13 protein-coding genes are annotated in these 13158 nt (G+C 36.4%); all 13 read right to left on the bottom strand.

Features of this window, described 5'->3' with window-relative positions:
• Nucleotides 1–33: 33 nt before the first annotated feature.
• Nucleotides 34–957 (bottom strand): dipeptidase, encoded by a 924-nt coding sequence (locus RBB48_RS04870; protein WP_306007433.1) that lies wholly within the window; start codon nucleotides 955–957, stop codon nucleotides 34–36.
• Between the two features lie 58 nt (nucleotides 958–1015).
• Nucleotides 1016–1276 (bottom strand): stage V sporulation protein SpoVS, encoded by a 261-nt coding sequence (spoVS, locus tag RBB48_RS04865; RefSeq protein ID WP_000404341.1) that lies wholly within the window; start codon nucleotides 1274–1276, stop codon nucleotides 1016–1018.
• A gap of 149 nt (nucleotides 1277–1425) precedes the next feature.
• On the bottom strand, nucleotides 1426–2220 hold the full coding sequence (locus tag RBB48_RS04860) for a TIGR00282 family metallophosphoesterase (protein WP_001221093.1): 795 nt from the start codon (nucleotides 2218–2220) through the stop codon (nucleotides 1426–1428).
• A gap of 154 nt (nucleotides 2221–2374) precedes the next feature.
• Nucleotides 2375–3937 carry a ribonuclease Y gene (gene rny, locus RBB48_RS04855; protein ID WP_048545962.1) on the bottom strand — a complete coding sequence of 521 codons (1563 nt, stop codon included), beginning with the start codon at nucleotides 3935–3937 and terminating at the stop codon, nucleotides 2375–2377.
• A gap of 481 nt (nucleotides 3938–4418) precedes the next feature.
• On the bottom strand, nucleotides 4419–5450 hold the full coding sequence (gene recA, locus RBB48_RS04850; RefSeq protein WP_048545964.1) for a recombinase RecA: 1032 nt from the start codon (nucleotides 5448–5450) through the stop codon (nucleotides 4419–4421).
• 142 nt (nucleotides 5451–5592) lie between these two features.
• A complete protein-coding gene (gene cinA / locus RBB48_RS04845; RefSeq protein WP_306007432.1) occupies nucleotides 5593–6831 on the bottom strand; it encodes a competence/damage-inducible protein CinA in 1239 nt (412 codons plus the stop codon).
• Nucleotides 6832–6851: 20 nt separating this feature from the next.
• Nucleotides 6852–7430 carry a CDP-diacylglycerol--glycerol-3-phosphate 3-phosphatidyltransferase gene (pgsA, locus tag RBB48_RS04840; RefSeq protein WP_046956497.1) on the bottom strand — a complete coding sequence of 193 codons (579 nt, stop codon included), beginning with the start codon at nucleotides 7428–7430 and terminating at the stop codon, nucleotides 6852–6854.
• 63 nt (nucleotides 7431–7493) lie between these two features.
• A complete protein-coding gene (locus RBB48_RS04835) occupies nucleotides 7494–8405 on the bottom strand; it encodes a helix-turn-helix domain-containing protein (RefSeq protein WP_000137490.1) in 912 nt (303 codons plus the stop codon).
• Nucleotides 8406–8426: 21 nt separating this feature from the next.
• Nucleotides 8427–9212, bottom strand: a complete 786-nt coding sequence (locus RBB48_RS04830) for a DUF3388 domain-containing protein (protein WP_000574107.1) — start codon at nucleotides 9210–9212, stop codon at nucleotides 8427–8429.
• Between the two features lie 139 nt (nucleotides 9213–9351).
• Complete coding sequence (locus tag RBB48_RS04825; protein WP_000114455.1) at nucleotides 9352–9600, bottom strand: DUF3243 domain-containing protein; 249 nt, start codon at nucleotides 9598–9600, stop codon at nucleotides 9352–9354.
• A 75-nt stretch (nucleotides 9601–9675) separates the two neighbouring features.
• The gene (gene ymfI, locus RBB48_RS04820; protein WP_000759593.1) at nucleotides 9676–10389 is read right to left on the bottom strand and encodes an elongation factor P 5-aminopentanone reductase; all 714 of its coding nucleotides are present in this window, start codon (nucleotides 10387–10389) and stop codon (nucleotides 9676–9678) included.
• A 99-nt stretch (nucleotides 10390–10488) separates the two neighbouring features.
• A complete protein-coding gene (yfmH, locus tag RBB48_RS04815) occupies nucleotides 10489–11775 on the bottom strand; it encodes an EF-P 5-aminopentanol modification-associated protein YfmH (RefSeq protein ID WP_048545969.1) in 1287 nt (428 codons plus the stop codon).
• On the bottom strand, nucleotides 11776–13050 hold the full coding sequence (yfmF, locus tag RBB48_RS04810; RefSeq protein WP_048545971.1) for an EF-P 5-aminopentanol modification-associated protein YfmF: 1275 nt from the start codon (nucleotides 13048–13050) through the stop codon (nucleotides 11776–11778).
• Between the last annotated feature and the right edge of the window lie 108 nt (nucleotides 13051–13158).

Raw genomic sequence — 13158 nt, 5'->3', positions numbered from 1 at the left:
TTCTAATTTTTCTGGATTTTTAAAACGAAAATCTCAAAAACTTATATGTTCAACAAAATTATCATATAAAAATCGCTCTACAGTAGATGCAGCATAGTGTTTACAAAGCTCATTAATTACATTTTCATAATCTCGATACGCTGATACATTTACAACCGTTTCTAAAATCCCATCAAAATCTGAACCAAATCCTATATTGTTCTCTCCACCTAATGAACAAATATATTCGATATGTCTTACTATATCTGCTATATTCGCTTGTTTTTCATTTGTTAGAAACTGCGGTACAAAAGTGACACCTATCATGCCATTTCGCTTTATAAGAGCTTTAAGTTGTTCATCGTTTAAATTACGTGGATGCTGACAAAGTTTCATACAGTTTGAGTGGGAAGCAATAGGATTTTTTGCACTTTCTACAACATCCCAAAAACTTCTTTCATTTAGATGAGACACATCAGTCCATGCATGTAACGTATTAAGTTCTTGTACAACTTCTTTACCGAAAGTCGTTAAACCTGCCCCACGTGTCTCTAGCGCACCATCAGCTAATAGATTGGCATAATTCCATGTTAGTCCAAAAGAACGTACTCCTAGGCGATACAACAACCGTAATTTCATTGCATCTCTTCCAATTGCTTCGCATCCTTCTAGTGTTAATATCGCTCCAATCTCGTCCTGTTTTAACATGTTAATATCATCTTTTGTCTGAATAAACTTCACACCTGGTAGGGATAAAATTTCATTATAAAAAATATCTACCATTTGTAATGCTACTTCAAATCGGTTTTCATATGCCACTGTTTCTGGCACATATATAGCAAAACATTGTATACTTCCTTTTCTTCTCTTTAATTGTTCAAATGTAATATGTAATTGCGGATCATGTTTAAAATTCTTTTTCCCTTGTGCACTCCATAACTGAAGAAGCACATCACAATGAGCATCAAAAATTTTCATTTTCATTCCTCCATTATAAAAACAACCTGTTTGCATACTGCAAACAGGTTGTTTAAGCTTAACGAGGTTCTACAATTAATTTTATTGCTGTACGCTCTTCCCCATCAATCATAATATCTGTGAACGCTGGGATACAAATCAGGTCTAAACCACTAGGCGCTACAAATCCTCTTGCAATTGCTACTGCCTTTACCGCTTGGTTCAATGCACCTGCACCAATGGCTTGAATTTCTGCTGTTCCGCGTTCGCGAATAACACCTGCAAGTGCACCAGCTACAGAATTAGGGACCGACGTTGCTTTAACTTTTAATATTTCCATTCCGCGTTTCCTCCTCGTTTCTATAAAAAGTATTAGCAATTATTTCACTTTAACTTATATTCACGAGGAATGACGCGTATTCCTGCTAAATTTCTGTAATTTTTCTAAAAAATTAAAAAATAATAACTTTTCTAAATCTTACCCAGAAATTACTCAAAAAATGGCTGATCATCATTAATTAAGATACGCTGGATTTTCTTAGCTTTTCCTGTATTAGGATCCACATCAACTAGCACTGCACTTAATTGTGTTCTACCACTTGTCACTTCAAATCGTACTGGTAAGTTTGTTAAAAACTTCTTCAATACCGCTTCTCGATCCATACCTAAAATCCCATCATAAGGACCTGTCATACCAACATCTGTGATATATGCAGTTCCGCTTGGTAAAATACGATTATCTGCTGTAGGAACATGTGTATGTGTACCCACTACTGCTGTAGCACGACCATCTACATACCAACCTAACGCTTGTTTTTCACTTGTAGTTTCCGCATGAAAATCAATAAAGATAATATTCGTACGTTTTTTTGCAATGTTAATTAATTCATCCACTTTACGGAATGGACAATCAATTGGAGGAAGGAATGTACGTCCTTGTAAGTTAATAACTGCCACTTCTGTTCCATTGCAGTTCACAAAGATAAGTCCTTTTCCTGGAGTTCCTTCTGGGAAGTTAGCTGGTCTTGCAAGATATTTTGCGTCATCAATAAATTCAAATACTTCACGGTTATCCCAAGCGTGGTTTCCAAGTGTAACCGCTTGTGCCCCGCATTCTAAAAAGTTTCGATATATTTTTTCCGTAATTCCACGTCCACCTGCTGCATTTTCTCCATTAATAATGGTTACTGTAGGTGTATATTTCTTCTTTAATGCCGGTACGTATTGTTGAATCATACCTCTACCAGGAGATCCTACTACATCCCCAACAAATAATATTCTCATATGTCTTACCCTTCCTATGTACTACATTTTTTATTACTATAGCTTCAAGTGATTTCCTTACAATATATTTATTATAAGTTTGTTTCACTTGTATACTAATTCCCTTTATTTTAACCAATTCCAACACAAAAAAATAAAGTGGTGTTTCACCACTTTATTTTGCGTATTCCACTGCACGTGTTTCACGAATAACAGTTACTTTAATATGTCCTGGGTAATCCAGTTCATTCTCAATACGTTTTCGAATATCACGAGCTAAACGATGAGCTTCTAAATCATCAATTGTATCTGGTTTTACCAGAATACGAACTTCTCGTCCTGCTTGAATTGCGAATGATTTTTCTACGCCTTCATAAGACTCTGAAATCTCTTCCAACTTTTCAAGACGACGAATATAGTTCTCAAGTGTTTCACTACGAGCTCCAGGTCTTGCAGCTGATAATGCATCTGCTGCTGCAACTAAAACTGCAATGATAGAAGTTGGTTCTGTGTCCCCATGGTGAGATGCAATACTGTTTATAACTACAGGATGCTCTTTATACTTCGTTGCGAGTTCGACACCAATTTCAACGTGGCTACCTTCTACTTCATGATCAATTGCTTTACCGATATCATGTAATAGACCAGCACGTCTTGCTAGTTTTTCATCCTCACCAAGCTCCGCTGCCATAAGTCCAGTTAAATATGCAACTTCCATAGAGTGTTTTAAGACGTTTTGTCCGTAACTTGTACGGTATTTTAAACGACCTAAAATCTTAATTAAATCTGGATGTAATCCGTGAACACCCACTTCAAACGTTGTTTGCTCTCCGACTTCGCGAATATACTCGTCCACTTCACGTCTTGATTTTTCGACCATCTCTTCAATACGCGCTGGGTGAATACGTCCGTCCTGTACTAGTTTATCAAGAGCGATACGAGCTGTTTCACGACGAATTGGGTCGAATCCAGAAAGGATAACCGCTTCTGGTGTATCATCGATAATTAGGTCAATACCTGTTAACGTTTCTAACGTACGAATATTTCGACCTTCACGTCCGATAATACGTCCCTTCATTTCGTCATTTGGAAGATTTACAACCGAAACGGTTGTTTCAGCAACATGATCAGCTGCACATCTTTGCATTGCAAGAGATAAAATCTCTTTTGCTTTCTTATCCGCTTCTTCTTTCGCACGAACTTCACTTTCTTTTACCATTACGGCAATTTCATGAGAAACTTCACTTTCTACTTTACCAAGAATAATTGCTTTCGCTTGTTCGCGTGTCAGATTGGAAATGCGCTCTAATTCTGTTTGTTGCTTTTGAACTAACTCTCCCACTTTGCTTTCCAACTCTTCAATCTGTTGTTGTCTCGCTACAAGAGATTCCTCTTTCTTTTCTAACTGTCGCTCGCGTTTATCGAGCGTTTCGTCTTTACGATCAAGGTTCTCTTCTTTTTGCATTAAACGATTTTCTTGTTTTTGTAATTCGCTTCTACGGTCACGAATTTCTAATTCAGCTTCTGTACGAAGTGTATGAATTTCATCCTTTGCTTCTAAAAGCGCTTCTTTCTTAAGTGCTTCAGCCTCACGATTCGCTTCGTCTAGAATACGTTTCGCTTCGTTAGCTGCACCATTAATCTTCGCTTCAGCAATAGACTTTCGAACAAAAAAGCCAACAACTGCACCGACTGTTGCAAGCAAAATGGAGATGAGTATCCAAACTGTACTACTCATGATTTCACCTCCCCTTGCTATGAATGAAAAAAGACTGTCGGCATGTACATTGAATACCAACATACAGCAAAGACCGTCGTCCCGCTTTTTTAAGGGACTTTCTTCATTTCACAATTAAAATGTCATATTATTATTTCGGCAAGATTTAAGTCTTACTCCGAATATTACTTCTCTTCTTGAGAAGAGTGTTTCGTATATAAGAAAAAATATACATTCTCATTGTATCTATCGCAATTTTCATTGTCAAGCGTTGTCTACTTTTACTTTCTTTACCTTCAGCTCTAATTCATATATGAATTTAAAAAGAAGACAGCATATTATCCTGGAAAACCTTAGTGAATTCCAGTTTATGCATACAAAACATGCATATATCCCTCTTTATACATAGCCTTTTAGGCAGATTAAATATTTTATCTCCAACGATATACAACGCTTTCATAATAATTAAAAAAAAAAGACACGGAACCGTGTCTTTTATTTTTTAATCTTGAAGATTTGAATCTTCCGTTTCTTCAGCACCAGAGTCTTCACCAATTCCGTGATGGTCACGAACAAAGAAGGCAATTTCCTCTCTTAAATCCGTATTCTCTTTTAAGAATTGCTTCGAATTTTCACGACCTTGCCCTAAACGCTCTTCATTATAAGAGTACCAAGCACCACTCTTTTGAACGATATCAAGTTCAGAAGCCATATCTAAGATTTCACCTTCTCTTGAAATACCTTCTCCGTACATAATATCAACTTCAGCAACACGGAATGGTGGTGCCACTTTATTTTTAACTACTTTTACTTTTGTTTTATTACCAACGATGTCGTTACCTTGCTTTAATTGCTCCGCACGACGCACTTCAAGACGAACTGTTGAATAGAATTTCAACGCACGACCACCTGGAGTTGTTTCTGGGTTCCCGAACATAACCCCAACTTTTTCACGAATTTGGTTAATAAAGATTGCGATTGTTTTTGATTTATTGATTGCACCTGACAGCTTACGAAGTGCTTGAGACATTAAACGAGCTTGTAGACCTACGTGTGAGTCACCCATGTCTCCTTCAATCTCAGCTTTCGGTACAAGAGCTGCTACAGAGTCAATTACGATAATATCAACTGCGCCACTTCGTACAAGTGCTTCTGCGATTTCTAGTCCTTGCTCCCCTGTATCAGGTTGTGATAATAGTAATTCATCTATGTTAACGCCTAATTTTTGTGCATATACAGGATCCATTGCATGCTCCGCATCAATAAACGCTGCTTGTCCACCTTGACGCTGTACTTCCGCGATTGCGTGTAATGAAACTGTTGTTTTACCTGAACTTTCTGGTCCATAAATTTCGATAATACGGCCACGTGGGTATCCGCCTACCCCTAATGCCACATCAAGTGCTAAAGAACCACTTGAAATTGTAGAAATTCTACGCTCCGCTTGTTCTCCTAATTTCATAATTGAACCTTTACCGAATTGCTTCTCTATTTGTTTTAACGCCATATCTAACGCCGCTTGACGATCACTCATTCAAAATTCCTCCTTAACTCAATTGCTAATCTTATTATACCTATTTTCAATTCAATTTGCCAACAAAATCGAACATTTATTCGATTTTTTTATTTTCCATTAAATAAAAATGAGTTTAACCATAAAAAAAGCTAGAAGAAACTTATATCTCTTCTAGCTTTTTATATAAATGATAAAATCCATATTTCACCGAACGTTCCCTAATTTGTTGACGACTTCCACTTAAAATAAGAGGAAAGACTACAGTTGGTTCATCCTTAATCGCCAATCCAACGAATACTGTTCCCGGCTCTTTATGTTCTGAAGCATCCGGTCCTGCTACCCCAGTGAAACTAATTCCGATATCCGCTTTTAATAAGCCCTTAACATTTTCAGCAAGATAACGAGCACATTCTTTACTAACTGCACCATCAGTAGACAACACTTCCGCAGGTACATGTAAAACATGTTGCTTCACATCATTATGATAACAAATGATACCGCCTTTAAATACTGAAGACACACCAGCACTTTCTGTTACTTGATTGCCAAAGAGACCACCGGTTAAACTTTCTGCACACGCTAAAGTTAATCCTTTTTTCTTCAATAACTCTATCGCCTTATCATGCAGAAACTCTTGATCATACCCGTAGAAAAATTTTCCTACTCTTTCTAAAATCAAATCTTCCATATGCTGAATGCGTTTCGCAGTTTCATCAGCATTTTGATGTTTGGCAGTTAAACGTAGTGTCACTTCTCCATCATTCGCAAGGGGGGCGATTGTCGGGTTCGTTTGTCCATCAATTAAATCTTGAACTTTCACTTCTAATTGAGATTCCCCAATCCCGAAAAAGCGAAGCACACGAGAATAAATGTTTTCTCCTGTTGTAAAGTTACGTAAAAAAGGCTCTACATAACTTATATACATCGGCTTCATCTCTTTCGGTGGTCCTGGTAATAAAATATAAACTTTCCTGTTCTTATTTAGCCCCATACCAGGTGCCATGCCGTGATCATTCGCAAATACAGTTGCTCCATTCAAAACGAGCGCTTGCTTTTTATTATTCTCTGTGAACTCGCGACCTGTACGCTTAAAGTACTCGCTTATCGATGCTAATGCCTTTTCATCATATACAAGCTCTTCACCCAACCTAGAAGATATCGTTTCTTTCGTCAAATCATCTTTTGTCGGGCCTAATCCACCTGTGAAAATAAGTATGTCAGCACGTTCTTCCGCAACTTCAATCGCCTGCTGTAATCGCTTGTTATTATCTCCAACTACAGTATGGTAGTACACATTAATTCCGATTGAAGCTAACTTTTCAGATAAAAACTGGGCATTTGTATTTGCAATTTGTCCAAGTAATAATTCAGTTCCAACCGCAATAATTTCAGCATTCATCCCAATACCCCCATAAACTTCTATTTTGAGTTTACAAAAGCAGCTCTATTTTTCCAGAAATAATCCCACCCTGAAATAACAGTAAAGATTAATGCAATCCATATGAAAATATCAGCAACTGGGATATGGATTAAATTTAAAGGTACATCGTGTAATAAATACGCCGCAATTGCAATAATTTGTGTCCACGTCTTAATTTTCCCTAACTGATTTGCTGCCACTACTTCTCCTGTTCCAGCAAGTACAAGGCGTAAACCAGTTACTGCAAACTCACGGCTGATAATTACAATAACGATCCAAGCAGGTACGTATTGCATCTCAACTAATGTAATAAGCGCTGCTGAAACAAGTAATTTATCAGCTAACGGGTCAAGAAACTTCCCTAAATTCGTTACAAGATTATACTTTCTTGCGTAATGTCCATCAATCCAATCTGTAGCCGAAGCAATAATAAAGATAAGTGCCCCTACTAAATGTTGAATTGGTAAATCAACATCACCAATTGTGTATGAACCCCAATCAAAGGGCGCTAACATAATTACCATAAAAATTGGAATTAAGAAGATTCTAGATATTGTAATTTTATTTGGTAAATTCACAGCTATTCCTCCATCATATCAAAAACATTTGTTCATTGAAAAAAGTCATCGAGGCGATGACTATTATTGTGCAGGTTGCCCTATCCCTTGGTTTTTTATCACCAATCTTTGGTGAAGTTCTTTTTCTGGATCCAATGGATAAGCGACCACTTGGCCATTCAGTTTAACTTCAACATTCGTTGCATTCCCAATATTAAGTCGCACTTCTTTTAATGTTGATACATCACGTTTTTCTATTTGGCCCTCTTGTACTGTAGCGTTTAGAATCACATTCCCCGCATCATCTTTAACATCTACATAACTCGCACCTTTACCCGATATTTCCAGTTCTAATGTTTTATTGTTATGAATTTCCAAAGTAGATACTTTACCAGTTGTACCAACTACTTTTACTTCTTCTTGTCCCGTTGGTTGTGCTGGTTGTTCCTCTTTCTTTGGCTCTTCTTTCTTTGGTTCCTCTTTTTTCGGCTCTTCCGCTTTCACTTCATCTTTCTTCGTATCTAACGGAGAGTTTTCTGCTTTTTTAACTTCAATTTTCTCACTTTGAGCATTCGGAACTTTCTCATCACCTTTTCCAGTTAACGCTTGGAAAACAAACCAAATTACCACTCCAAATGCAATTACTAATAGCGCAACTAAAACTTTCGGCATATGATCTGCAATTGGCCATGATGAAGATTTTTGCATTGTTTCTTGTGTTTTCTGTCCTGTTGATACTTGCGGAACGTCGCGTTTTTCAGATTGTGGTATCGTACTCTGATATTCTACAAGCAGTTCCTCTCCATTTAACCCAACCGCATCTGCGTATTGTTTAATGAATGCACGCGCATAAAAAGCTCCGGGCAATACATCATAATTGCCTTCCTCAATCGCTACTAAATGGCGTTTTTGAATTTTTGTAATCTCATGCAGCTGATCCATAGACAAGCCCTTCGTTCCTCTTGCTTCTTTCAGCTTTTGTCCTAATTCTGTCACTACTAACACCTCAATATTTCTTTAAAAGTCAAACATAGAGAAATTATTTTGCGTACCTTGCTCAATTTCATCTACTAAATTATATTGAATTTCTTCATCATAATCGTTACGCAACTCGATAATATAATCAAAATCATCCAATGTGTATTCTGACTGACTCACAAATACGTCAGGATGTTCCACAACTTTCGTTGCAGGTAATCTCATAATTTCACGAACAAGCTGCCAATGCCTTTCGTTAGCACGCTTTGTTGACACGATTCCATCTAAGATAAAAATATTGTCGTCGCTATACTCATCTTCAATCAATTGACTACGAACAGTTTGCTTAATAAGAGTAGATGATACAAATAACCATCTTTTATTTGCACAAACACTTGCGGCAACAATGGATTCTGTTTTTCCGACACGAGGCATTCCTCGTATCCCGATTAGTTTATGACCTTCTTTTTTCATTATTTCAGCCATAAAGTCTACAAGTAACCCTAATTCATCACGTACAAATCGAAATGTCTTCTTATCATCTGCATCTCGTTGTATGTACCTACCATGTCTAACCGCTAGCTTATCTCTTAGCTTTGGCGGACGATATTTCGTTACCGTTATGTTATCCATCGTATTTAAAATTGATTCAAGTCTAGAGATTTGCTCTTGATTATCACACATAAGGAGTAATCCACGTCGTGCATTATCTACACCATTAATTGTGACAATATTAATGCCGAGCATACCGATTAACGAAGAAACGTCACCAAGCAAGCCAGGTCGGTTTTTATGTATTTCATATTCAAAATACCATTCAATCATCCAAGATCACTCCCCTTGCTTACTTTACACCTACGTACTATATTATATGATTTCACCTTAATAGGGAAGCTAAATGTATAATCTATCCCGTTCAATTATTATACAAAAAAAATAGAGAGGAGAATCTCCTCTCTATTTTTTACTTATGCTGTACAAACTTCACCATTAAGTTTGCGATTGTATGTTGCTCTTGTTCATCAGCAACTTTCCAAAGCTCAGACAATAATTTCTCTTGATCGTTGCGCGCTTCTACTTCATTTGCTAAATAATCTCCAACACGAAATGCCATATCTGATACAGCACCACCATCAAGACCTTTTCCTGATGCCTGTTCTAAACGTTCTCCTAAAAAGCTCTTCCATTGATCAAAATTATCTAAAACTGACATGTGTAAGCACCTCGCTACTTAGTAATAGAATCATGCTTAATTTGTACAGTTTTTCATTTTTTATGTAAGGAATTTTTAGCAATGCCAACCACCATTTACTCCGATAATTTGTCCAGTTATGTAAGATGCTCCTGGTGATACGAGGAATGACACTGTTTTCGCTACCTCTTCTGGTAGTCCCAACCTGCCTAACGGGATCTCTTCAGCAATTTCATTCTTATCCTCTTCTGAAAATACTTGTAACATTTCCGTTTCAATTGCACCTGGCGCCACCGCGTTAACCCTTAATCCACTTAATGAAACTTCTTTCGCTAAAGCTTTCACATATGAATTCTGTGCACCTTTTACCATCGAGTAAAGCACTTCACATGATGCGCCGATTTGGCCCCATATAGAAGAAACAAGTACAATATTACCACTTCTCCGCTGAATCATAGATGGCAGCGCCCTTGATAATAATTTATAGATACTCTTCACTTGAAGTTCTACCATATAATTCAATTCATCGTTCGTTACATCTGTTACGAGTCCAAAGATACTCTTCCCAGCTGCATATACGATAACATCAAGAGGATGTTCAATTTGTTCCCACAACTGCTCTGCCCCATCAGTAGAAGCTAAATTCGCTTGAACAGGAATCACTTCACCCCATTCTTTCTGCAATTCGTTCACTTTCTCTTCACCGTTATTATAATGAACATATACTGTATATCCATCTTGAATTAATTGTTTTGAAATAGCAGAGCCAATCCCTCCGCTTCCTCCAGTTACTAATGCATACTTTTTCATACAATTCCTCTCTTATCTCAACAAAATCTTTCTCTTATAAATAATACCCTCATCTTACAATTTATCAATGATAAGATGAGGGTATTATTATGAAATCTTTTATTTTTTCGGTAAAACTTGACAAACACTCATTTTCTCTTCTGATAATAATAATTTGGCTACTTCTTGTAAATCTTGAACAGTTAAACTTTCTAATACAGTCAATGCCTCAAACAGACTAGATTCATTAAACGCATATCGTGTAAATTGATTTGCAATATATTCCGGCGAATTCAACGAGCGTAAAAAGCCACCTATTTTCTTTTTCTTTACTCGTTCTAATGCCACCTCATCTAATTGATCATAATTTGTATTTAGTAAAATGCTTTTCAAACGCTCTTCCAGCTCATCAGGTTGCTTCGTATCGCCGCCAACCATTGCAAAACCGAAGTTATTCTCTTCCGTATAATCATACGAGAACGAATCATCAATAAGACCTTCATTATATAAAGATTCGTAATGAACGGAGCTTTTCCCAAATAAATAATCTAAAAGTAACGTAAGCGCAATTTCTTGTTTTAAAAGGGCTTTCCCTTTTTCTTTTAAATTTGTCGCTTTAATACCAACTAAACATTTCGGTGTTTGTACAGGCATGGAAATAATTTTCTTCTTTTCATTTACCTCATCTGGTTCTTCTTCAAATGAACGTACAATTTCTGGCTGGTTTTTATAATCTTTTTTCGCTTGATTTTCACGTACTAAATCCATTGTTTTCTCTGGATCAATTGCCCCCACAACGAACAATAACATATTGCTCGGATGATAAAATGTTTCATAACATTCATATAATAAGTCTTTCGTAATTTTACTAATAGACTCGATTGTCCCTGCAATATCAATTTTAATTGGGTGCTTTACAAACAAGCTATCAATTAATCCAAAGTATAAGCGCCAATCTGGATTATCTTGATACATTTGAATTTCTTGCCCAATAATCCCCTTCTCTTTTTCAACTGTTTTTTCAGAGAAGTAAGGCTCTTGTACGAAGTTTAACAATGTATTTAAATTTTGTTCTACATTTGATGTACATGAAAACAGGTAAGCTGTTCTTGTGAAAGATGTGAAAGCATTTGCTGATGCTCCTTGTTTACTAAACAATTGGAAAGCATCGTGATCTTCTTTTTCAAATAATTTATGTTCAAGAAAATGAGCAATTCCATCAGGCACACGAACCATTTCTTCTTTACCTAGTGGTACGAATGTATTATCCATAGAACCATATTTTGTCGTAAACGTTGCAAATGTTTTATTAAATCCTTGCTTCGGTAAAATATATACATCTAATCCATTAGGAAGTTTTTCATAATAGAGTGTCTCTTTTAATTGCTCATAAACAATTTTCTCCATTTATTCTCCCTCCGTTCCTTGTAAAAAGTAAATTGTATCTAGTTCAATATTTTTAGCAACTTTCACAATCTCTTCTTTCGTCACACTTTCAATGCCTGTAAGCCATTCTTCAACCGGACGCGTACGATCTGAAATAATACCATGATACAGCATCTCCACAAATCCGCGTGGTGTATCAATCGCCTCTAATATTTGATTTTGAATAACACTTTTCGTTTGATGCATCTCTTCTTCAGAAAAATCACCATTTTGCATCGCTAACATTTGTTCTTTAATAATCTCAACAGCTTTTTCATAATTTTTCGCTTCGATCCCTGACATGACAAACAATAAGCCTTTATGACTTTCAAAGCGGGATGCCGCATAGTACGCTAAACTATTTTTTTCACGAACGTTAACGAATAACTTCGAATGAGAAAATCCTCCAAACAATCCATTGAACAATTGTAGCGCAAAATAATCTTCGTCTTTATACGTAATAAACGTACGATAACCAATGTGTAATTTACTTTGTTTTAATTCTTGTTTTTCAACAACTTCTTTTTCTTCATTATTTCTCTTATGAAGAAGTACATTTCTTTCTCTCGCAGGACGCGCTGAAATAGAAAAATACTTACTTACAAGATCCACTGCGTTTTCTGAAATATCACCAATAATGTATAGATCCATTTCATCTTCTGCTAACACTTTTTGATAATATTGATACAAACTTTCATTTGTAATAGAAGAAACAATCTCTTTTTTCCCATGTGCACTTAAACGATACGGTTCTACTTTGCACATTTCTTCAATTAAACGCTCGTTTGCATAGCGCATTTTATCATCGTACGTAGCTTCAATTCGTTGCAAGAGCGCTCTCTTTTCACTTTCTACGATAGAAGGTAAAAAACCATTCCCCTCTGTTGCTGGATGTAAAACGATATCCGATAACATAGAAAGCGCTTTTTCAAATAGCGGTGGTGCATCATGTAAATATACTTCATTTGCAATGTCTACATAAATAGAGATAATATGGTCTTCTCCTTTTTTACTTACATCTACTGCCAAAGAAGATCCGTATAATTCTTCTAAATATTGACGAAGACGAATTACAGAAGGAAGCTTTTCTGTCGCACTTTGCAATACGTATGGCAATAGGGCACGCTCTGTCACCGTCTCCTCATTTAAAGGTGCTTTAAAACGAAATACAAAAGTATTTGTTTTATATTTATCAGTCGGAATAATATGTACTCGCAAACCACCTAACTCATGTAACTGTTGTTCCATTAGTTTCATTTATAGCCCTCCTTTACGTATATAGGAATATTCCTCTTCAATATACAGTTTTTAGAAATGAAAAATCAACTTTTCTTCCTCACTATACTTACATGAGGCTCTTTCTAA

Source organism: Bacillus sp. MMSF_3353, assembly GCF_030733445.1.
Lineage (GTDB): Bacteria > Bacillota > Bacilli > Bacillales > Bacillaceae_G > Bacillus_A > Bacillus_A wiedmannii.
Note: the sequence above shows the minus strand (reverse complement) of the source record. Positions and strands in the feature narration are given on the sequence as shown.

Excerpts from the sequence above, each read along its gene's own strand:
- RBB48_RS04870 (WP_306007433.1), bottom strand. The coding sequence starts at position 957 with ATGAAAATTTTTGATGCTCATTGTGATGTGCTTCTTCAGTTATGGAGT.
- spoVS (WP_000404341.1), bottom strand. The coding sequence starts at position 1,276 with ATGGAAATATTAAAAGTTAAAGCAACGTCGGTCCCTAATTCTGTAGCT.
- RBB48_RS04860 (WP_001221093.1), bottom strand. The coding sequence starts at position 2,220 with ATGAGAATATTATTTGTTGGGGATGTAGTAGGATCTCCTGGTAGAGGT.
- rny (WP_048545962.1), bottom strand. The coding sequence starts at position 3,937 with ATGAGTAGTACAGTTTGGATACTCATCTCCATTTTGCTTGCAACAGTC.
- recA (WP_048545964.1), bottom strand. The coding sequence starts at position 5,450 with ATGAGTGATCGTCAAGCGGCGTTAGATATGGCGTTAAAACAAATAGAG.
- cinA (WP_306007432.1), bottom strand. The coding sequence starts at position 6,831 with ATGAATGCTGAAATTATTGCGGTTGGAACTGAATTATTACTTGGACAA.
- RBB48_RS04830 (WP_000574107.1), bottom strand. The coding sequence starts at position 9,212 with ATGATTGAATGGTATTTTGAATATGAAATACATAAAAACCGACCTGGC.
- RBB48_RS04825 (WP_000114455.1), bottom strand. The coding sequence starts at position 9,600 with ATGTCAGTTTTAGATAATTTTGATCAATGGAAGAGCTTTTTAGGAGAA.
- ymfI (WP_000759593.1), bottom strand. The coding sequence starts at position 10,389 with ATGAAAAAGTATGCATTAGTAACTGGAGGAAGCGGAGGGATTGGCTCT.
- yfmH (WP_048545969.1), bottom strand. The coding sequence starts at position 11,775 with ATGGAGAAAATTGTTTATGAGCAATTAAAAGAGACACTCTATTATGAA.
- yfmF (WP_048545971.1), bottom strand. The coding sequence starts at position 13,050 with ATGAAACTAATGGAACAACAGTTACATGAGTTAGGTGGTTTGCGAGTA.